18 protein-coding genes are annotated in these 20042 nt (G+C 67.0%); 7 read left to right on the top strand and 11 right to left on the bottom strand.

Annotated elements, in window-relative coordinates:
• Positions 1-91 precede the first annotated feature (91 nt).
• Positions 92-673, top strand: coding sequence for a DUF1707 domain-containing protein (locus P9A17_RS14645; RefSeq protein ID WP_278039354.1), 582 nt, complete (start codon positions 92-94; stop codon positions 671-673).
• Positions 674-693: 20 nt separating this feature from the next.
• On the opposite strand, the gene P9A17_RS14640 is transcribed toward P9A17_RS14645, so the two are convergent.
• The 10 genes from P9A17_RS14640 to P9A17_RS14595 all read right to left on the bottom strand — a co-directional run bounded on the left by P9A17_RS14640 (position 694) and on the right by P9A17_RS14595 (position 12438).
• Positions 694-2667 (bottom strand): VWA domain-containing protein, encoded by a 1974-nt coding sequence (locus tag P9A17_RS14640; protein WP_278039353.1) that lies wholly within the window; start codon positions 2665-2667, stop codon positions 694-696.
• Positions 2660-4051 (bottom strand): ATP-binding protein, encoded by a 1392-nt coding sequence (locus tag P9A17_RS14635; protein ID WP_278039352.1) that lies wholly within the window; start codon positions 4049-4051, stop codon positions 2660-2662. The genes P9A17_RS14640 and P9A17_RS14635 overlap by 8 nt, the downstream gene beginning before the upstream one ends.
• Positions 4052-4108: 57 nt before the next feature.
• Positions 4109-4774, bottom strand: a complete 666-nt coding sequence (locus tag P9A17_RS14630) for an LpqN/LpqT family lipoprotein (RefSeq protein ID WP_278039351.1) — start codon at positions 4772-4774, stop codon at positions 4109-4111.
• A gap of 15 nt (positions 4775-4789) precedes the next feature.
• Positions 4790-6367: a bifunctional phosphoribosylaminoimidazolecarboxamide formyltransferase/IMP cyclohydrolase gene (purH, locus tag P9A17_RS14625; protein ID WP_278039350.1), complete on the bottom strand. Its 1578-nt coding sequence runs from the start codon at positions 6365-6367 to the stop codon at positions 4790-4792.
• Positions 6364-6993 (bottom strand): phosphoribosylglycinamide formyltransferase, encoded by a 630-nt coding sequence (gene purN / locus P9A17_RS14620; protein WP_278039349.1) that lies wholly within the window; start codon positions 6991-6993, stop codon positions 6364-6366. The genes purH and purN overlap by 4 nt, the downstream gene beginning before the upstream one ends.
• A gap of 9 nt (positions 6994-7002) precedes the next feature.
• Positions 7003-8445, bottom strand: coding sequence for a DUF6350 family protein (locus P9A17_RS14615; protein ID WP_278039348.1), 1443 nt, complete (start codon positions 8443-8445; stop codon positions 7003-7005).
• Positions 8446-8505: 60 nt separating this feature from the next.
• On the bottom strand, positions 8506-9339 hold the full coding sequence (locus P9A17_RS14610; RefSeq protein WP_278039347.1) for a DUF5336 domain-containing protein: 834 nt from the start codon (positions 9337-9339) through the stop codon (positions 8506-8508).
• Between the two features lie 220 nt (positions 9340-9559).
• Positions 9560-10690, bottom strand: a complete 1131-nt coding sequence (gene sfnG / locus P9A17_RS14605; protein ID WP_278039345.1) for a dimethylsulfone monooxygenase SfnG — start codon at positions 10688-10690, stop codon at positions 9560-9562.
• Positions 10691-10766: 76 nt separating this feature from the next.
• Complete coding sequence (locus tag P9A17_RS14600) at positions 10767-11921, bottom strand: type III PLP-dependent enzyme (RefSeq protein ID WP_278039344.1); 1155 nt, start codon at positions 11919-11921, stop codon at positions 10767-10769.
• Positions 11890-12438: a hypothetical protein gene (locus tag P9A17_RS14595; RefSeq protein WP_278039343.1), complete on the bottom strand. Its 549-nt coding sequence runs from the start codon at positions 12436-12438 to the stop codon at positions 11890-11892. The genes P9A17_RS14600 and P9A17_RS14595 overlap by 32 nt, the downstream gene beginning before the upstream one ends.
• Positions 12439-12571: 133 nt before the next feature.
• Between P9A17_RS14595 and P9A17_RS14590 the strand changes: the two genes are divergently transcribed.
• The 4 genes from P9A17_RS14590 to P9A17_RS14575 all read left to right on the top strand — a co-directional run bounded on the left by P9A17_RS14590 (position 12572) and on the right by P9A17_RS14575 (position 16079).
• Positions 12572-13420: an LLM class F420-dependent oxidoreductase gene (locus P9A17_RS14590; RefSeq protein ID WP_278039342.1), complete on the top strand. Its 849-nt coding sequence runs from the start codon at positions 12572-12574 to the stop codon at positions 13418-13420.
• 70 nt (positions 13421-13490) lie between these two features.
• Positions 13491-15002 (top strand): DUF4185 domain-containing protein, encoded by a 1512-nt coding sequence (locus P9A17_RS14585; RefSeq protein WP_278039341.1) that lies wholly within the window; start codon positions 13491-13493, stop codon positions 15000-15002.
• A gap of 68 nt (positions 15003-15070) precedes the next feature.
• Entirely contained in the window at positions 15071-15535 is a 465-nt protein-coding gene (locus P9A17_RS14580) for a hypothetical protein (RefSeq protein ID WP_278039340.1), read from the top strand.
• A gap of 229 nt (positions 15536-15764) precedes the next feature.
• Positions 15765-16079: a hypothetical protein gene (locus P9A17_RS14575; protein WP_278039339.1), complete on the top strand. Its 315-nt coding sequence runs from the start codon at positions 15765-15767 to the stop codon at positions 16077-16079.
• Here the strand turns inward: P9A17_RS14575 and P9A17_RS14570 are convergent.
• Positions 16076-17602 carry an acetyl-CoA acetyltransferase gene (locus tag P9A17_RS14570; protein WP_278039338.1) on the bottom strand — a complete coding sequence of 509 codons (1527 nt, stop codon included), beginning with the start codon at positions 17600-17602 and terminating at the stop codon, positions 16076-16078. The genes P9A17_RS14575 and P9A17_RS14570 overlap by 4 nt on opposite strands.
• A 151-nt stretch (positions 17603-17753) precedes the next feature.
• Between P9A17_RS14570 and P9A17_RS14565 the strand changes: the two genes are divergently transcribed.
• Both P9A17_RS14565 and P9A17_RS14560 read left to right on the top strand, forming a co-directional pair.
• Positions 17754-18884 (top strand): ATP-binding protein, encoded by a 1131-nt coding sequence (locus tag P9A17_RS14565; protein WP_278039863.1) that lies wholly within the window; start codon positions 17754-17756, stop codon positions 18882-18884.
• Positions 18881-19972: a MarR family transcriptional regulator gene (locus P9A17_RS14560; RefSeq protein WP_278039337.1), complete on the top strand. Its 1092-nt coding sequence runs from the start codon at positions 18881-18883 to the stop codon at positions 19970-19972. Before P9A17_RS14565 ends, P9A17_RS14560 begins: the two co-directional genes overlap by 4 nt.
• Positions 19973-20042 lie beyond the last annotated feature (70 nt).

Raw genomic sequence — 20042 nt, 5'->3', positions numbered from 1 at the left:
CCCTTACAGTTTGGTCAAGCTACTTGCATGTCCAGACGTTCGTCGTAGGCTCTGTGGCGATGTGCGTACGCACCAGAGGTAGAGAGCCACGATGAGCAGCCCCGCTTTCCGAAGCGGGTCGACACGTGCTGCTGACACAGACCGCATTCAGGTAGCCCAGCTACTGACCGATGCCGCGGCATCGGGTCTGCTCGACCTCAACGAGTACGAGAGCCGCCTGAACAGGGCCTACGCCGCGCAGACCCACGACGAACTGGACCGGCTGTCGTCCGACCTTCCCGGCGCGATCACCCGCGGACGCGGCGGCCCGTGCAGGCCCGCACCGTCGAGCCTGCTGCTGGCAATCCTGAGCGGATACGAACGTCGCGGCCGGTGGAATGTGCCGCGGCGGCTGACCACGTTCGCGTTCTGGGGCGGCGGCGTCGTCGACCTGCGCTACGCCGACTTCACCTCCCCCGAGGTCCACATCCGGACGTACTCGATCATGGGCGGGCAGACCATCCTCCTGCCGCCGGAGGTCAACGTCGATCTGCGGGGCGTCGGCGTGATGGGCACGTTCGACACCAGCGTCGACGGCGACGGCGCCCCCGGCGCGCCGCTGGTGCATATCAGCGGCTTCTCCGTGTGGGGCAGCGTCGCGGTCAAGCGCAAGAAGCGCAAGCCCGCCTCGTAAAAGTCAGCTCCTCGTGAAGGTCAGCGCCGCCGCTTGGCGCTGAGGTAGTCGCCCACCACGGCAGCTCCCAGGCCGTCAAGGTCGGGCACCACGACGCGTCCGCCGACCCGCCGCGCGACCTGATCGATGAACCGCGCCAGCCCGGCGTCACTGCCGAGCCGGAAGATCGTCACCTGGGCACCGAGGCGGGCCACCTCGTCGAACCCCTTCACCGTGTGCGCGATGGTCCGGGGATGCGGCGGGTAATCGAAGAACACCGCAGAACTTCCGTTCCCGTCGAAGTCCTCGAGATGCGCCGTCGGCTCACCGTCGGTGACGACGAGGATCACCGGTTGCGCGTTCGGGTGGCGGCGCAGATGCCGGGTGGCCAGAGCGAGTGCATGGTGCAGGTTGGTGCCCTGCTCGTAGACGCCCTCCAGGCCGGTCAGCTCGGCGGCGGTGACCGTGCGGGCGTACCGGCCGAACGCGACGATCTGCAGCGCATCCGAGCGGAACCGTGTGCTGATGAGGTGGCTGAGCGCCAGCGCGGTGCGCTTCATCGGCAGCCACCGGTTCTCCATCACCATGGAGAAGGACGTGTCGACCAGCAGCGCCACCGCAGCCTGCGTGCGGGTCTCGGTCTCGGAGATCTCGACGTCCTCCACCGTGAGGTGAATCGGACCCGACCGGTCGCCGGTGCCGGCCTCCCGCAACACCGCGTTGGTGAGGGTGCGGGTGACGTTCCACGGCTCGGTGTCGCCGAACTGCCACGGCCTGGTGGCGCCTGTCAGCTCACCGGCCGCGCCCGCGCGACGGGTGTCCCGTTCCCCGTGCCGCCCCGAAAGCTGTTGGGCCACATCACGTAACGCCGTCTGGCCGAGTTGACGCATGGCCTTTGGCGACAACCGCCACTGCCCGTCGGAGCCGCGGTCCAGGAACCCTTGATTCATCAGGGCCCGCTCCAGCTCGGCCAGCGTGCGGGCGTCGACGGCGGCGTCCTCGCCGAGCTGGCGGGCCAACATGTCGAGGTCGACGTCGTCCATCGTCGCCCCCGAATAGCTCTGCGACAGTTGCTCGGCGAGCTGCTCCAGTTCGGAGATGTCGGCGAGCGCCTGCGCACCCTCCCCCATGCCCAGCGGGTCATCTCCCGAGAATCGTTGTGAGCCGTCCCAATCCTCACCCGGGCGGGCTGCCTGAAGGTGCTCGTCGAGCCGATTCAACGCGTTCATCAACGACGGTGAACCGAAAGCCTGCTGTGCCAGGGAATCCAGCTCGGCGCGCTGCTGCTCGCTGAGGCTGTTGCGGAACCGCTGAGCGGCCGCCGACCGCTTCGCCAGCGCGTCGAGCAACTCGTCGATGTTCTGGGGATTCTCGGGAAAATACTGGCCGTGCTCGGCCATGAAGTCCTGAAAATCCTGTTGTGTGTCATCACCTTTGGCGTGCTTGTCGAGCAGTTCGTTGAGGTCGTCGAGCATCTCGTTGACCCTCTGACGGTCCTCGTCAGTCGCGTTTTCCAGCGCCTGCTTCATGCCGGCGAACCGCTGATCGAGCATCTCCCGGCCAAGGAGGTCCTTGATCTGCTCGTACTTTTCGCGGGCTTCCCGCGAGCGCCACTCGTACTCGGAGAGTTCCTGAACGGCCTTGGCCGGCGACGGCGACAACGATTCCAGTTGCAGCTCCCCGAACCGCGCGTCGTCGTCGAGGGCACGGGCCAGTTCTTTGCGCTCCTCGAGCACCGCTTCGTCGAGCAGCTTCTTGATGTCAGCCAAGGTGCCGTCAAGGTTGTTGCGCTGCAACAATTCCCGACGTCGACGGTTCGCCTCGGCGGCGAGCTTGTCGGCGCCGGGCATGTTCTTGGTGCCGCGCCGCAGCATCTCCGACAGCGCACGTCGCGGCGACGTGCCCTCCATGACGTCCTGGCCGATCGCCTCCAGCGCATCCCTCAGGTCGACCGGGGGCGCCAGCGGGTCGGGTCCGCCGGTGTATCGCGAGTACCGCGAAAGCCGTTTAGCCATAAACGGTTTCACCCTGATCCGACACCTTGTCGATGCGCTTGGCCAAGTAGAGCGCTTCCAGTGCCAGCTCGATCGCCGCGGCGCGCTGCCCCTCGGACACCGCGCCGAGGCGCTGCTGAATCTCGGCCACGGCCGGCACCTCGGGCAGTGCGCCCAGCACGTCGCGCGCCGACACCCGCTCTCCGGTGGTCACCGGCGAACCGCCCTCCACCGCGGCCACGATCGGACCGACGTCGATACCCCCGAGCAGCCGTTGAGCGGTCTCGGCGGTGGCGCGCCGCAGCAGATGTTCGAGCACGGCCTGCTCGCGACCTTCCTCGCCGGATTCGAACTCCAGCTTGCCGCGCAGCACGTCGATGATCGACGCGAGATCGACGACGCGGGCGACCGGTTCCTGCTCGCCGAGCACGGCGGCGCGGTGGCGGGCGGAGGCGCCCACCGTCTCGGCGGCCGCGATCGCGAACCTCGCGGACACACCGGAGCGCTGGTCGATCGACGTGGACTCGCGCAGGCTCCTGGCGAACCGCGCGAGGACCTGCAGCAGGTACTCGGGCACCTCGGCGGCCAGGTGGGCTTCCTGGACGATGACACCGACCTCGGCGTCGAGCTCGAGCGGATAGTGGGTGCGGATCTCGGCACCGAACCGGTCCTTGAGCGGGGTGATGATGCGCCCGCGGTTGGTGTAGTCCTCCGGGTTGGCGCTGGCCACCACAAGCACGTCGAGAGGCAGTCTCAGCGTGTAACCGCGCACCTGGATGTCGCGCTCCTCCATCACGTTGAGCATCGAGACCTGGATGCGTTCGGCCAGATCGGGAAGCTCGTTGATCGCGACGATGCCGCGGTGTGCGCGAGGAATCAGGCCGAAGGCGATGGTCTCCGGGTCGCCGAGGCTGCGGCCCTCGGCCACCTTGATCGGGTCGATGTCGCCGACGAGGTCGGCCACGCTGGTGTCGGGGGTGGCGAGCTTCTCCGTGTAGCGCTCGCTGCGGTGCCGCCATTCGATGGGTAGGTCGTCGCCCGAGTCGGCGGCCCGGCGGATCGACTCCGGGGTGATGGGGCTGTAGGGGTGCTCACCGAGCTCGGCGCCTGCGATCACGGGCGTCCACTCGTCGAGCAAACCGGTCAGGGCGCGCAGAAGCCGGGTCTTTCCCTGGCCTCGCTCACCGAGCAGGACGATGTCGTGCCCGGCGATCAGGGCCCGCTCGAGCTGCGGGATGACGGTGTCCTCGAAGCCGAGGATGCCGGGCCACACCTCGTCGGCAGGGGCTCCCGACGCCAGTGCCGCCAGCAGGTTCTCCCGGAGCTCGGCCTTGACGCTGCGCTCGCGGTGCCCCGAGGCACGCAACTCACCGACGGTGCGGGGGAGGTCGTTAGGTGCAGTCACCACTCCACGCTACGACTGCCGCCGACATTAGGCATCGCGCCCCCGGCGAATCGCGGATCAGCGGGTGCCCGGAGACAGCATCTGAAAGCCGTCGAGGATCTCCGAAGAGTCCCGCTGATATGCGGGGTCGTCCTCGTCGGCGCTCTGCAACGTGAGGGCGACACCGTACGTTGTGCCCTCGGTGAACATGACCGCACTGAGCAGTTCGGCACGTCGTGGACCCGCCGTGCCGAGCAGCGGCGACATGTAGGAACCACGCACCGCGGGCAGACCGCACAGGGTCGAGTCGGTGAGTTCGAGCTCGGTCACGCCGAGCTGCGACACCTGGTCGCGTTGCTCGTCGAAGAACGCCCGGGGCGAGAGCTCACCGCGGTGCGATTCGAGCGTGACGACCGCTGTGGGCGCGACGCCGTCGCGGGCGAGGTCGTCGTTGCGCATGACGAACCGGATCATCTGCGAATCGAGCGCGGTGATCCGCTTCCACCCGTCGGGCTGCGGGATCCGCAGCACCGGATCGAGATACGCCGATCTGTTGTCCGGCGCGGGCACGTCCACCAATTCGGTGTCGACCGGCGTGCAGTCGACGGCGGACGCGGACGAACCGAACAGCTGCCCGGGTTCGGCGGCCACGCCCCGTGCGTCGTCGATCACCCGTGTGCACGACGTCAGCAGCAGCGCGCCGCTCAGTGCGACGGCAGCCACGGTGCGTGAGCGCCACATCATCTGATGAATCACTCCCTAGTGCGCGAAATGCCTTGCACCGGTGAGGTACAACGTGATCCCGGCAGCTTCGGCGGCGGCGGTCACCTCCGCGTCGCGCACCGAACCACCCGGGTGGACGACAGCCTTGACACCCGCCGCGGTGAGGGTCTCCAGCCCGTCGGGGAATGGGAAGAACGCGTCGGAGGCGCCGACCGCGTCGCGGGTGCGGTCCCCGGCACGCTCCACGGCCAGACGCGCCGCGTCGACGCGGTTGACCTGGCCCATGCCGACGCCGACGGTGGCGCCGTCCTTGGCGATGACGATCGCGTTCGACTTGACGGCCCGGCACGTCCGCCATGCGAAGACCAGGTCGGCGAGGGTCTCCGGATCGGCGGGTGTCCCGGTGGCCAGCGTCCAGTTGTTGGAATCGTCTCCGGGCGCGTCGAGCGCGTCGCGCTGCTGCAACAGAAGCCCGCCGCTGACCTGACGGAATTCGGTGCCACCCGGCTGGGGCTCGGCAGCGACGAGCACGCGAATGTTCTTCTTGCCCTGCAGGATCTCGACGGCCCCGGGCTCATAGGCCGGCGCGATGATCACCTCGGTGAAGATGTCCGCGACGGTCTTCGCCATCTCGATGGTCACCTCGGTGTTGGCGGCGATCACACCACCGAAGGCCGAGAGCGGATCGCACTCGTGGGCTTTGCGGTGGGCGTCGGCGACGGACACCGACGACACCGCGATGCCGCACGGGTTGGCGTGCTTGATGATCGCCACGCAGATGTCCTCGTGGTCGAAGGCGGCGCGCCAGGCGGCATCGGCGTCGGTGTAGTTGTTGTACGACATCTCCTTGCCGTGCAACTGTTCAGCCTGCGCGAGGCCCGGCCACCCGCCGTCGTCGCAGAAGAGGGCCGCCTTCTGGTGCGGGTTCTCGCCGTACCGCAGGACGGCGGTGCGCCGGAATGTCGAGCCGAGCCACGGCGGCAACTCGGCCGAGTCCGCGCCGGTTTCGGGCGCGAGCACCGACTCCATCCAGGACGCGACAGCGACGTCGTACTCCGCGGTGTGCCGGAATGCCAGTGACGCCAGCTTCTTTCGCTCGTCATAGGTGAACCCGCCGGCACGCACCGCGGCCAGGACACCGTCGTATCCGAGGGGCTCGACGACGACGGCGACGCTGGGGTGATTCTTGGCGGCCGCCCGCACCATCGAGGGTCCGCCGATATCGATCTGCTCGACACACTCGTCGACACCCGCACCCGAGTTGACGGTCTGGGTGAACGGATAGAGGTTCACGACGACGAGCTCGAAGGGCGCGACACCGAGTTGGGCCAGTGCCGAAACATGCTCGGGCTTGCGCTGATCGGCGAGCAGACCGGCGTGGACGTGGGGGTGCAAGGTCTTGACGCGGCCGTCGAGGACTTCGGGGAACCCGGTGACGTCTTCCACCGGGGTGACGGGGATACCGGCTCCGGCAATGGTTTTGGCGGTCGATCCGGTCGAGACGATGTCGACGCCGGCCTCGTGCAGTCCCTGCGCGAGTGGCACCAGACCCGTCTTGTCGTAGACACTGATCAGGGCACGGCGGATGGGCCGCCGAAAGTCGTTGTCGCTCATCCTAAATTCGCCTTTCGTCCTGTCCAGGTGACGCCGCGAGTGGCCACCGACGCCACCACGTCCACCAGAAGCTCCCGTTCGATCGTCTTGATCCGCGCGTGCAACGTCGACTCGTCGTCGCCGTCGAGCACCTCCACCGCCCGCTGGGCCACGATCGGTCCGGTGTCGGTGCCCGCGTCCACCAGGTGCACGGTGCACCCCGTCACCCGTACGCCGTAGGCCAGCGAGTCCCGGACCGCATGGGCGCCGGGAAACGCGGGCAGCAGCGCCGGATGGGTGTTGAGCACCCGCCCTGGAAACCTCGAAAGAAATTTCGGGCCAAGTATTTTCATGAATCCGGCGGATACGACGATGTCGGGATCGTGGGCGGCGGTCGCCTCGGTGATCGCGGCGTCCCAGGCGTCGCGATCCGGATGGTCGGCCAGCGCGACGGTGAACCTCGGGACGGACGCGTCGGCGGCGATATCGAGGGCGGGGCACGGCCGGTCGGCGCCCACCGCGACAACCCGGGCCGGGTAGTCGCCGGCGGCGGCCTTCAGCAGTGAAGCGAGAATCGAACCGGCGCCCGAAGCGAGGACCACCAGGCGCGACGGCGCGCTCGGGGGTACCTGGACAGCGGGCTGCACGCTGAAAGCCTAGTGGTCGCGCCGACCGGCGTTGTCGCCGCCACCTTGCCCATCTGCCCCGATGTCGTCACCGTCGACAACGCTCAAGCGATTTTCTTCGTCTACGACGAAGTGATCCTCCGGGTCGAGGTCCTCCGCGGGCGCGGCATCCGCGACGACACGCTCGGGGGCAGGCTCGTCGTCGAAGACCGGTTCGAACACCGGCTCGGGGTCGTCCTGCGGGACTTCGGCGGAGAACTCCTCCGTCGCAGGTTCTGGGTCCTCGGCGACGGGCTCGTCAGGCTCGTCGGCCGGCTCGGCGACAGCGTCGGGTTTGGGCCTACGTACGCGGGGCGCGACGCCTCCCGACATCACCGATGTCAGACCGCCGATGCCGGCGAACCACAGGAACACGGCCGGGGCGAACGTCGCCTGGTCTACCCCGACGTCACCGAAGTTGCCCAGCGGTCCGCTGCCGGCGAACGCCAGCAGCGCCATCGCGCCTGCCGAGGCCGCCGCGGCGACCACCACCTTGGCCAGCGCGGCGAGAATGGGCAGCGGCCGGCGCGCGCACTGCTGTCCGAGCGCCACGGCGGACACCGCGGCGACGATCATCAAGGCCACCCACACCGGGCCCAGCGGAGGCGTCGGCACGGCGGCAAGCACGGGCAACGCGGGAATGTCGCCGCCGAGCACCGTGAAGGAACTGAACGTGGCCAGCCCCACGTGAGCGCTAGACCCGACCGCGACCGCGGCCGTTCCGACCATGACGTTGGGCAGATAGAGCACCGACAGCACGGTCAGGCTGAACTGTCCGAACATCGAGTCGGTGATCGAGAACAGGTCGTGCATCGTCGACCAGTGCACGATCAGCGACCCCGCGACGACGGCGCCGCAGAGCCCCATCAAGGCGAGCACACCCGCGGCGGCCGCCCGGAACGCGTCGTAGAGCCAGTTGGGCAGCGGTGAACCGACGAGCAGTCGGCGGGCCAGCCGTGAACCGACGCCGAGCACGGCGCCGATCGCGTGGACGACGAACACCCCGCCGAACGCGCGGAGCGCGTCCGGGGTCTGCAATTCCGTGAGCACCGACGCCGCGTCGTGGATCACCGCGAGACAGATCGCGGCAATGAGCAGCGGCCCGCCGAGGGCCGAGGCCACCACCCAGCGGGTGACGAACCACGACGCGCTGGTCGTGGCCGCCGCTGTCGTGCGGGCGGTGCCGTAGACCATCAGCAGGACCGGCATCAGCGGCATGGCGCCGAGGGCGCTGCCTGCGATCGACACGGGTACCTGATGGACCCCGAGCCACATGCTGGCGATGGCGCCGAGGGCGCCGGTCATGTCGCTGTTGGCGATCAGCAACTGCAGCAGCACCACCGCGGCGATGACGACCAGGGCGACCACGGAGGGCCCGAACGCGACCCGCAGCAGTTCACGCGCCTGGCGTGTACCGACCGGCCGGGTACTCACGGTGTGCGCCGCTCCTCGCAGATGCTCGGGCGCGCGACGTTCGCGCACGCGCGGCTCAGACTACGACGACTGACCCGGCTCCGAGGTTGACGGCGACTGGTGTTGCGTCGGAACCTGCGTCGTCGGCGCGTTGCTCGCCGGCGGCTGCCCGAAGGAGGGGAAGCCGGTCGGAGGCGTCGGCGACCCGGACTGCGGCGCCGCGGGGAAGCCGCCGGTGGTGGGGCCGGTGCTGGGATAAGCGCCGTAGGGGGTGGGATATCCGGGACGCGGCAGCGGCGCCTGCTGGTGCGCGGGACCCGCGGGCGGCTGCCCGTAGTAGGCGCCCGGGTACTGGCCGTATTGCGGCTGTTCGTACTTGGGCTTCGCCACCGGCGGGGTGATGATTCCGGCATCGAACAGCAGCACGACCACAGCGACGGCGGCCTGCAGCAGCGAGAAGAGGATGACGAGGTACAGACCCCAGTCGAGAGACACGCCGCTGGGGGTCGACAGCACGATGTAGATCACCAGCAGGAAGCTCAGCACGGCCGCGACGGCGGCGAACGCGCTGTAATTCTGCTGTTTGGGCAGCAGTCCCACACCGGCGAAGAGCGCGGACAGCAGTGCGGACACCACGACGAGAAGCCCCCACAGCGAGATGCCACCGAGGGCGGCAGCCGCGGCGATGTCGGCGGAACCGACGGCGAACTGCGGGCCGAAGCTGGACAGGAACACCAGCAGACCGAGGGCTGCCGTGGCCCCGCTCAGATAGGCCGGCAGCTTGCTCGGCTCCTGCACGCCGGGTTCGACGTCGGGGACCTTGTTGAACTGCTGTGTGGGCGCGGCGAATTGGGTGGTCGGCTGCTGGCCGGGCGGGAATCCTTGGCCTCCGGGCGCGCCTTGTGGGTACGACATTGACCTCTCCTGTGCTGTGCGGACATCGGAACCGACGGTTGCGCCGCTTGGTTGACGCCGCTCGGTGACGACATCGGTGACGACATCGGACGACACTGTCGGCGGCGACCGCGATGGATCCGCCTGAGCGATTCGATGACCCACGCTAGCGCACCTTCCGGCAGGGCTGTCACGCCCTCGGACCGGAGTTCACAGGACTCCTCCAGGCTCGCCCCCCGATCTACGCCGAGACGAGCACCGGAGATTCGGCGGTGTCGCGTTCCGATTCCTCGATCTGCCGGACGAGCGGCAGGACATGGGCGCCGAAGTACTCGATCTCCTCTTGGAAGTGCAGGAACCCGCCCAGAATCAGGTCGACACCGCGTTTGCGATAGGCGGCGATACGCTCGGCGATCTGCTCGGGTGTACCGATCAGCTGGGTGCGGAATCCGTCGTTGTACTGCACGAGGTCCTCGAAGGACGAGTCGGCCCACATGCCGCGCTTGTCCGCGGTGGAGTTGCCGGCCTGCTGGACCGCCGAGCGGAATCCTTCGACGGCGGGGCGGTTGGCCTTCGCGATGATCTCGCGCAGTGTCTCCTTCGCCTCCTTTTCGGTGTCGCGGGCGATGATGAAGCCGTTCAGCCCGAACTTCACTTCCCTGCCGGCGTCTCGGGCGTGGTCGCGGACCTCGACGACCTGCTCGGTGAGGCCGTCGAAATCCTTGCCGTTGGAGAAGTACCAGTCGGAGTACAGACCGCCGTTGCGGCGGGCGGCCGTCGAGTTGCCGCCCTGGAAGATCTCGGGGTTGGGTCGGTCGGGCGTGTTGAGGGGTTTCGGCTTCAGCGTGAAGTCGTGGATGCGGTAGAAGTCGCCGCGGAAGTCCACGTCGTCCTCGGTCCAGATCTTGCGCAGCACCTGGAGGAACTCGGCGCTGCGCCGGTAGCGCTCGTCGTGTTCGAGCCACGGCTCCCCGAGATGGGTGAACTCGTCTTTGAACCATCCCGACACCACATTGACGGCGAAGCGGCCGCCGGAAAGCTGATCGGCCGTCGCCCCGAGCTTGGCGAGCACGCCGGGCTGCCACAGGCCGGGATGGACGGCGGCGATCACCTTCAGCCGCTGGGTGGCCAGCAGCAGCGCGAGGCTGAAGCTGGTGGATTCGTGCTGGTATTCGGCGCCGTAGCTGGCTTCGTAGCGCACCTGCGACAGCGCGTATTCGAATCCGTTGTTCTCGGCGGTCTGCGCCAGCTTGGCGTTGTAGTCGTAGTTCCAGTCGGTGCGCTGCTCGATGTCGCTGGTCACGAGCCCGCCGCTGACGTTGGGCACCCAGTACGCGAACTTGACGTGGTCGGCGATGCGTTCGGTCGTCATGGGCACCCATGCAACCGTCGCGGCCCCGCGCGGTCATCGGTATGGATCGCGGTGAGGGAAAGGGCTCCTTGTTTTGTCAGGCCATCACGATGGGTGTCGCCGCGATGCCGTTGAACGGCGATGCGGTGACGCTGGTGTAGGCGCCCATCGCGGGACTGATCAGGACGTCTCCGACATTCAGCGAGGGCATCGGATAACCGCGGGCGATCACGTCGGCGCTGTCGCACGTCGGGCCTGCAAGTGTCACGTCTTCGACGGTGGGCTCGGCCTCGGCGAGTTCGCGTAGCGCCAGGATCGGCGGGTGCACGTCCTCGGTCATCACGTTCGAGTAGCTGCCGTACAGCCCGTCGTCCAGGTAGTGCCAGGCCTGCCCGTCGCGCACGGCCGTCCCCACCACGCTCGTCAGCAGCGTCATGCAGTCGGCCGCCAGGAACCGGCCGGGTTCGGCGAGCAGCGTGAACTCCGGGGAGTCGCCCAGCACTTCGGCGACGATCGCCCCCACCTCGTCGATCGGCGGCGCGGCGTCCCGATAGCTCACCGGGAAGCCACCGCCGATGTCGATCACCCTGACCGACACCCCCAGCGCGCTCGTGAGGTGCGCGATGAGTTCGAGGGTGCGCTCCAGCGCGCTGCGATAGGGCGCCGTCGACGTTCCCTGGCTCCCGACGTGGAAACTGAAGCCCGCGAACTGCACGCCGGCCGCGAGCACATGTTTGACCAGCAGCTCGGCCTCGGCAGGATCGGCCCCGAACTTCGCCGACAGATCCGACTTCGCGCTCGGATTGCGGAACGCCAACCGCACAAGCAGTTCGACATCGGCCGGGCGACCGGCGAATTTTTCTGCCTCACAAGCATTCTCGACGACGAATGTGCGCACCCCCGCCGCGTAGGCATGATCGATGTCCGCGGGCTTCTTGATCGGGTTGGTGTGGATGCACCGGTGCACGGGCAATCCGAGGCGCTGGATCAGCTCGATCTCACCTCGTGATGCGACGTCGAATCCCCCACCACAGATCGCGATGGTGGACAACACAATTGGATGTGGCTGGGCTTTGACGGCGTAGTGCAGACCGAATCCGGGAAGCGCCCGCTGAAGCTCACGGAACCGGCGGGCAACCAGATGTGGTTCCAGCACGAGCAGCGGGGTGCCGTGCCTGTCCGCCAGTTCGGCCCACCGCGGGCCGCGGTCGCGGAGTTCCTCACGCAGCCGAGACCGCCACTGTGGGTTCATGGCCGTCCTCCTCACCGATCGAAGCGTCGGGTTGACGGCGCGCGAGCAGCGAGGTGAAGCGCTCGTAGCTGAAGATCGCGCAGGCGTAGAAGGCCACATCGGAGACGAGCTTGCCGAAGATCCAGCCGCCCAGGACGTTCCCGAACATCAGCGGGCCCACGTAGAACGCGAGCGGACGCACGGCGATGCTGTCGATCAGTTCGGCGGGACCGAACTCGACCGCCACGCTGCGCAGCGCGAGAAGGTTGGCGACCGCCCATCGTTGCGCCCCACGTCGGTGCGCCTGGTCTCGATACGTCCACCGCAACGCGCTCACGTATGCGGCGGCGTAGTACCCGATGGACGCGCCGATCGTCGCCGCGACGGCCGCGACAGCCAGCGAGTCGGTGGTGACGTAGGCCAGCGCCGCAGCACCGAATTCGGCAGAGGTACCGGCGATCTCGCAGGGCAGATACCGTCGCGCCCATTCTTTGAACTTTGACCATTGTGAAGTTGTCTGTGTAGTTGTCTCCCCCATGGCCTGAACTGTCGTCGCCAGCGGTACGCGCGTCCTGAGTAGCGGGCTACGCGTATTCACTCCGGACCACCGTGCGAGGCCGTGCAGGTACCCCCCTTGCGGCCACGGATTGGAACACGTTCTAATTCTGGGTATGAACTTTGGGCTGGTGCTGTTCACCTCCGACCGCGGGATCGCGCCCGCGGCTGCCGCCAAGCTGGCCGACGAGCACGGATTCGAGACGTTCTACGTTCCCGAACACACCCACATCCCGATCAAGCGGCAGGCCGCCCACCCCACCACCGGTGACGAATCCCTGCCCGACGACCGCTACATGCGCACCCTGGATCCGTGGGTCTCCCTCGGTGGCGCCGCGGCCGTCACCAGCCGGGTCCGGTTGTCGACGGCCGTAGCGCTGCCCGTCGAGCACGACCCGATCACGCTGGCCAAGTCGATCGCCACGCTCGATCACCTCTCCGGCGGGCGCGTCTCACTCGGGGTGGGCTTCGGCTGGAACACCGACGAGCTGACCGACCACAATGTGCCGCCCGGCCGCCGCCGCACGATGCTGCGCGAGTACCTGGAGGCGATGCGCGCACTGTGGACGCAGGAAGAGGCGGAGTACGACGGCGAATTCGTGAAGTTCGGGCCGTCGTGGGCGTGGCCCAAGCCCGTGCAGTCGCACATCCCCGTGCTCGTCGGCGCCGCGGGCACCGAGAAGAACTTCAAGTGGATCGCGAAGTCGGCCGACGGCTGGATCACCACACCGCGTGATTTCAACATCGACGAGCCGGTGAAGTTGCTGCAGGACACGTGGGCCGCAGCGGATCGCGACGGAGCCCCGCAGATCGTGGCGCTGGACTTCAAGCCCGACCCGGAGAAGCTGGCGCACTGGCGCGAACTGGGCGTCACCGAGGTGCTGTTCGGCCTGCCGGACAAGTCCGAGGCCGAAGTCGCCGCGTACGTCGAGCGCCTGGCCGGAAAGCTCAGCGCGCTGGCGTAATTGGTGCGCCAGGGGTCACCGCGGACGGCTTAGGCTGGTGAGCACCACCGGCTAGGAGCCTGTCCGTCGCATGTCCATCTCGATGATCCGCGCGCAGAACCCACAAGGGGTCGTCTACGCGGGCCATGACCTCGACACCAAAGCAGTGTCGCTCGACGAACAGATCGGCGAGCAGGTCCGTGCGCTGAACCAGCTTAAAGAGAACTGGTCCGGTAGCGCGGCGAACGCGGCGGTCGCCACGGCGTACCGCAACATCCAGCAGCAGTACTGGCAGCACGAGAAGCTGGCAGCGCTTGCCAAGGCGATGCAGTCCGGCGGCGCATCACTGGTCGCTGTCCGCGATGTACTGCTGACGTGGGTCGACATCGCGTCGACGTTGTTCGACGTCTCCGATGCGGGTGTCGTCACCGCGAAGCCGCCGAACGACACCGCGCCGTGGGTGGCGATCGCCGCGTCGTACACGAAAATCATCCAGCAGCTCATCGAGTCGTTTCTCACCACGGACCAGACGGTGTCCAAAGGCATCGGCGCGATCAATGCCGGCTGGCTGCCGGGCAACAATCCGCTGCCGGGCGGTATCGACCCGGACAGCCTCAACAGCGAGCAGGTGCAGTGGCTCCAGAGTCTCGCGGGATCGGGTGCCCCCAAGACCGGCGAGGGGGGTGTCGGAGTCCCGAACACGGACCTCTCCATCATGGGGATGACACCAGACGGGCGCATGTTCACCATTCAGGGTGACACGGCAACGAACATGGGCACCGGCGGTGGACCCGGACCCCGTTCCACCGAGGGCGGTCACAACAACATCATCTTCTGGAAGATGGACGAGCACGGCAAGTGGGTGGTCGACGAGGTCGTCAACGACCCGTTCCCGAATACGCCGGGTGACGTTTCAACGATCCCCACCTCGACCTTCAACGTCGATGACACCATGTACACGTCGGTCATGAACGTCGATAAGTGGAATCCCAAAGCTCAAGGTGCCGAACCCGGTTGGGTCACCCGAAGTTCGGAGTTGTGGAAATCGGTCGACGGCGGCAGGACGTGGACGAAGGCAGGCCCGGTATGGGAGAACGCCGCCGGCTCCGACCCGTTTCAAGTGCAAAGCTTTGCTCCAGCAGACGACGGTTACGTGTACATGTACGGATCCGAGAATGGCCGCGCCAACGACGGTATGCATGTCGCCCGGGTACCGGTGGCCGACATCGGCACCGAGAGCAAATACGAGTATTGGAACGGGACCACGTTCCAGACCGGTCAAAGCTCAGGCGGAAGCCCACCTGTCCTGCAACCGCCAGCGGGCTTCAGCGGTGTCGGCGAACCCAACGTCCACTTCTACGACAACAAAGCGCTGCTGACATTCAACGACAACAAAGGCAATCTCTTTACCAGTTCATCGACCGATGGCGTCAATTGGACTGCGCCACAACTGGTCACCTCGCAGCCCGGTGCTTACGGGGTCTTCCAGTCGCCGCTGTCAGGCAACGATTCAGTCGACGCATCGGTGTCGCTGTGGAATCCGTACGGCACCGAACTGATCCGCATCGAAAACGCCGATACCAGGGGATTGGGACAATACTGATGAATTTTCGAATAGCCTTCATAACAACGCTTTCCATCGCACTCGCGGGATGTGGACCGAGCCCCGAGGTGTCGGGAACCCCGACAACGTCGGCGCCGGTTGCAGGCTTCCCGGATCTATCGCTGTTCACTCCCGTCGACACCGATACCTACGTGATCAGTTATCCGTACTTCAACGGCTTTGCATTCACGACCGCCGACGGCCAGGAGTGCAGCCACAACGGAATGAACTCACTCGACAATCCGTCTCAGCTGTCCTTGAACTGCGAAGGGCCTCGTCCCGACAAAGGGCCCGGGACATGGGAGATCGACGTTGCGACGAATGCCGCCGCAAGCATCGAACAGTCCCCACCTCCGCTGACCCTGAATCCGACGTACACCCCTGACCCGTCCATGACGCCGAAGCCGCTTCCCGCCATGCACAAGGTCGTGTTCAAAGACATCGAGTGCGGCACCGACGGGCAGGGCACGCTTGCGTGCGTCCTCGGGGAGCACGGCTTTGTTCTTACTCCGGCTTCGACAGAGTTATTCTGATGGGGCACAACGCTATTACCGCGCCAGTTGCCGTCACGGTAGCGGTCCTGCTCGCCGGCTGCTCACCCACCGGGGATGCCGGTTCTGCCGAAAGTAGCGGTTTACTGCAATCCGCCACCGCGAGTACTGCCGAGGCGCCACTGGTGGACGGTTTCCCGGACATGTCGTCGTACAGCAGGGTGGATCCGGCAGCGTTCGCGGTGAGCGGACCGCCCGCTTCGGAGCAAGCATGCTGACCCCTGACGGGATGACCTGCTGGCTCAGTGCTTACCCGATGCCCGAGTACGCGTCGATATCCTGCACCGGACCGCGGCCCGATAAGGGCCCGGGCTTCTGGAACGTCACTGTGGAGCGCAACGGCGAAAGTTCGGTCACGCCAACTGACGAGGAACCGACGGAACCTCCCGCTCCGCCGTTGCGCGCACTTCACGTGCTCTACTACGAACCCGACGTGTTCTGCGGCGTTGACGACGCCGCGACGACGGCCTGCCGTGTCGGTGAGCACGGCTTTGTGATCACCCCGACGTCGACAGAGTTGTTCTAGCCGAGGACGGCCCGGTTACCTTGGTCGGTCGGCGTGACAGAGATCTTGGCGCCCAACGGATCTCCGTCGGACATCAATGCCACCAGCTCGGCATCCTCAGTCGTCGCCATGAAACGGGCGCCGTCGTCGAGCCTGCCGACGATGATGCCGGTGCGCACCGGCCAGTCGTAGCGCACGGAGTAGGTCTCGATCGTTCCGATACCATCCGGTGCCTTGTCCACGGCGACCTTAGGCAGTTCGGCGACCTGCGCTGTCAGCTCAGCACTGCGTGAGGTTCGCCAGTCGACCGGCTCCGTTGAATAGATGCCGACCGAATACTTGCTCATGATGCCGCCGTTGGCTCCGACGAAGCCGAATTTTCCTGGGCTGTCCCGCATCTGGGCAACAGTCTCGGCGATCCCGTGCAACGAGTAGCTGTTGCCCGGCCCGCCGAAGTAGGGCAGGCCGCCGGTCAGGGTCAGGCCGCGCGGATCGTCGGTCGCCAGACCGAGTGCCTCGCAGACCACGAAGACGGGGAACGGGAAGCAGCTGTACAAGTCGAACGTGGCGATGTCGTCCACACCGACACCGGCCACCCGCAGCGCCTCCTGCGCGGCATACACCGCAGCAGGGCTTGCACCGAGGTCCACACGCGTCAGCAAAGCCTGCTCGATCAGGTCGGAGTGCCCGTGCAGGTACACCCACTTCTCTTCGGGCACACCGAGCCTGCGCGCAGCCTCGATCGACATCATCACAGCTGCCGCACCCTGGTTGACGGTGTCGCGCGCCACCAGCAGGCGCGGGTACGGATCGCAGATCATCCGGTTCTCGTCGGTGACCGTCTCCACTTCTTCCACCGAGCGTTCGACCGGGGACGACGAGAACGGGTTCTTGGCAGCGACTTTCGACATCGGGGCGAACAGTTCCGCCATCTGGTGGCGATACTCGTCGACACCGAGTTCGAGGCGCGACCGTCGGGCGTTGTCGAGCAGCCCGTACTGGACCGGCGCGCCGGTGAGTCCATGGGTGACGGTGTATTCGTCGATGTAGCTGTAGATCTGGTGGCCGCGATCCTCGAGTTGGCCCTCGACGTGCTCGGTGAAATCTGGTTTGTCGTCTCGGGACGCGAAGTACTTGGCCGTCGAGCCGGGTTCGGAGCCCATGATCATGACGACGTCGGCGTCGCCGCCGGAGATGAGCGTGCCGGCCTCGGCGACGAGTTTCTGCGGGCTCTGACCGCCGACCGGCTCCAGCACGACGCGGGCGGGATTGCCGCCCAGCCTGTTCATCACCGAGCGCGGGTAATTGTCGGACTTGCCCAGCGTCGCAGGCATCGGTCCGGAGATCTCGAACTGCCGTAAGCCGAACACCGTGTCGACCGCGGTCGCGACGGCGCCGACATCCGCCCCGGTGTCGCTCAACGCGGCCTGCGCGGCGGCCGTGGCGAGATCGACCGCCGACATCCCGCGGTATGCGGGATCGTCGATCCGCTCGGTGAACTGCCCGACGCCGACGATCACCGGCGTCCGTGGATCAACTGCCATGTTCACGCCCTTCCAGTTACTTCGGGAATCTAATAGAACACGTTCCAGCAAGACCAATCGGCACCATTAGGCGTCACCCCGGACGTACAACTACTCAGATGTACGTCTATTTTGGCGTACACTCTGAGGCGTGAATTGGCAGCCCCGCCCCATGTCGCTGGTCGTCGGCGGTGTCGTGCCGACCGAGGACGTCGTCGGCCGTGTTCGCGAGTCGAACGAAGTCCTCGCATCGCTGCCGAACTCGGGCGCAGTCCTCGTCGGCGACCGCAGACACGGCAAGACATCGTTGTCGCGGCTCGTCCAGCGGATGGCCGCGGACGCAGGCGCCGTGGTCGTCTCCGTCAGTGCGGAACGCGAAACGTACGCCGAGTTCGTGTCTGCACTGCTGGCAGAGCTCGGTCGGCTGGATCCCGCCTGGGCTCAGGAGCTGGCCAAGATCCGCCTCACGCTGACCGCCGGGCCCGTCCAACTGCAACGGGACAGCCGTGCCGCGGCGACCCTCGACGAGTTGCTCGACCGCGCCATCCGGCGTGCCGACGGGCGCATCCTGGCATTGTTCATCGACGAGGTCAGCGTCCTGGCCCGCAATCTGGAACGTGCCAGCCCAGGCGCAGGCGACACCTTTCTCCATCTCCTGCGTCGCGTCCGCCAGGAGAATCCCGGCAGGGTCGCCACAGTCCTCTCGGGCTCGATCGGCTTTCACCACGTGTCCACCGACGCGCCCAGCACCGTCAACGACATCCCGAAGGTGGCCGTGGGGCCCATCCGCTCCGACCACGCCACCTACCTCGCCGAGTGCCTGCTCCTCGGCAGCGGAACCCCGACCACCGACCAGCACCAGGTCGCCGCCGCGATCGCCGCGGCCGCCGAGAACGTGCCGTACTACATCCAGCATCTCGTGGCCGCGGCCCGAAAATCCTGGCACGACACACAGATTGCCGTCTACCCCGAGCTGATCGACCTCCTGGTACTCGATGCTGTGGAAAGTCCTTACGACCCTTGGGATCTGCGCCACTATCGGGACCGCCTTCCGCATTATTACGGCGACAACGCACACGCGATCGCCGGGGTCCTCGACATCTACGCGCATGCCGGCGGCCCGGTGGACGTCGACACCGCGCTGATGAGACTGCGCAGCGAGGGCAGTCCGATCACCGACCGGGCGCAGCTGGTGTCGTTCCTTGAGCGGCTCACGCTCGACCACTACCTGGTCCGCTCCGGCAATGCCGACAGATTTTCCTCGCCCCTGTTGCAGCGCGCCTGGAAGTCGATGCGGCGGTGAGTCGCCAGCCGCATTTCACCCCGACCGCCGCCGACGCGGAGGACCTCGAGGCGATGACCTTGGGGCGCACCGATCTGATCGACACACTGACCAGTCGGATCGCGTCGTCGGCGCGAGACGGATCCCGCCCGCACACCCTGCTGGTAGCGCCCCGAGGCGCAGGCAAGACCCACTCTCTGAAGCTCGCGCTGCACCACGCGCTCTCCGATCCCGCCACGGCGGCACGCGTGCTGCCCGTGGTCATTGCCGAGGATTCCCTGGCCGTCGGGTCGTACGCGGATCTCCTCGTCGAAATGGCGCGCACCGTCGGCGCCGAGAAGGCCGACGAGGCCAGGGCGCTGCGCCGCGCCCGTGACCCGGTCGGCATCGAGGCGGCGATCCTCGCCGCGGCGGCAGGACGAATGGTGCTGCTGGCCATCGAGAACCTCGACCGCGTCTTCGACACGTTGGGCGAGAAGGGGCAGGGCAGCCTGCGCGCGTGGGTCGAAACCTCCACGGATGTCCTGGTTCTCGGTACCGCGCCGGCATTGTTCCCGGGCGTCTCGTCCCGCGAATACCCGTGGTACGGGTCGTTCATCATCGAGACGCTGCCCGAGCTGACGGTCGAGGACGCCATAGAGCTGTTGCGCCGCAGCGCCCGACGCCGCGACCATCCGGACCTCGAAGAGTTCCTGGAGTCGGCGAGCGGGCCTGCGCGGGTCGGCGCCCTGCACGCGATCATCGGCGGCCGCCCGCGTCTGTGGCATCTGCTGGCCGACGACGTCGACGTCACATCGCTGGACGCCGTCTCCCCGGTGATCGACGCCCTGCTCGACCGACTCACTCCGCACTACCAGCAGATCGTCTGGCAGCTCCCCCCGGGGGAGCAACGCCTCGTGGTCGAGCTGGCCCGTGGTTCCGGTGCCCGGTCGGTGTCGGATCTCGCTGAGGCCGTGGGCGTTTCCAACCAGTCGGCGTCGACGGCGCTCGGACGGCTCGCTGCCGACCAGTGGGTGACGTCGGCAAAAGCTGACGGTGACCGCCGCACGTCGTGGTACGACCTCACCGACCCGCTCCTGCGCCGCTATCTGCAGTTTCGAGGCGCTTGACCTGCGCCGCTTGACGGCATTGTCACTTAGTGACACCGTGGGCATGTCACTTAGTGACACCCCACCGAGA

Origin of the sequence: Mycobacterium sp. 236(2023) (genome assembly GCF_029623955.1) — a bacterium.
Taxonomy (GTDB): Bacteria; Actinomycetota; Actinomycetes; order Mycobacteriales; family Mycobacteriaceae; genus Mycobacterium.
Note: the sequence above shows the minus strand (reverse complement) of the source record. Positions and strands in the feature narration are given on the sequence as shown.

What these genes read in the sequence shown, in the direction of transcription:
- P9A17_RS14645 (WP_278039354.1), top strand. Translation starts at nt 92, where the DNA reads ATGAGCAGCCCCGCTTTCCGAAGCGGGTCGACACGTGCTGCTGACACA.
- P9A17_RS14640 (WP_278039353.1), bottom strand. Translation starts at nt 2,667, where the DNA reads ATGGCTAAACGGCTTTCGCGGTACTCGCGATACACCGGCGGACCCGAC.
- P9A17_RS14630 (WP_278039351.1), bottom strand. Translation starts at nt 4,774, where the DNA reads ATGATGTGGCGCTCACGCACCGTGGCTGCCGTCGCACTGAGCGGCGCG.
- purH (WP_278039350.1), bottom strand. Translation starts at nt 6,367, where the DNA reads ATGAGCGACAACGACTTTCGGCGGCCCATCCGCCGTGCCCTGATCAGT.
- P9A17_RS14610 (WP_278039347.1), bottom strand. Translation starts at nt 9,339, where the DNA reads ATGTCGTACCCACAAGGCGCGCCCGGAGGCCAAGGATTCCCGCCCGGC.
- sfnG (WP_278039345.1), bottom strand. Translation starts at nt 10,690, where the DNA reads ATGACGACCGAACGCATCGCCGACCACGTCAAGTTCGCGTACTGGGTG.
- P9A17_RS14600 (WP_278039344.1), bottom strand. Translation starts at nt 11,921, where the DNA reads ATGAACCCACAGTGGCGGTCTCGGCTGCGTGAGGAACTCCGCGACCGC.
- P9A17_RS14595 (WP_278039343.1), bottom strand. Translation starts at nt 12,438, where the DNA reads ATGGGGGAGACAACTACACAGACAACTTCACAATGGTCAAAGTTCAAA.
- P9A17_RS14590 (WP_278039342.1), top strand. Translation starts at nt 12,572, where the DNA reads ATGAACTTTGGGCTGGTGCTGTTCACCTCCGACCGCGGGATCGCGCCC.
- P9A17_RS14585 (WP_278039341.1), top strand. Translation starts at nt 13,491, where the DNA reads ATGTCCATCTCGATGATCCGCGCGCAGAACCCACAAGGGGTCGTCTAC.
- P9A17_RS14575 (WP_278039339.1), top strand. Translation starts at nt 15,765, where the DNA reads ATGCTGACCCCTGACGGGATGACCTGCTGGCTCAGTGCTTACCCGATG.
- P9A17_RS14570 (WP_278039338.1), bottom strand. Translation starts at nt 17,602, where the DNA reads ATGGCAGTTGATCCACGGACGCCGGTGATCGTCGGCGTCGGGCAGTTC.
- P9A17_RS14565 (WP_278039863.1), top strand. Translation starts at nt 17,754, where the DNA reads ATGTCGCTGGTCGTCGGCGGTGTCGTGCCGACCGAGGACGTCGTCGGC.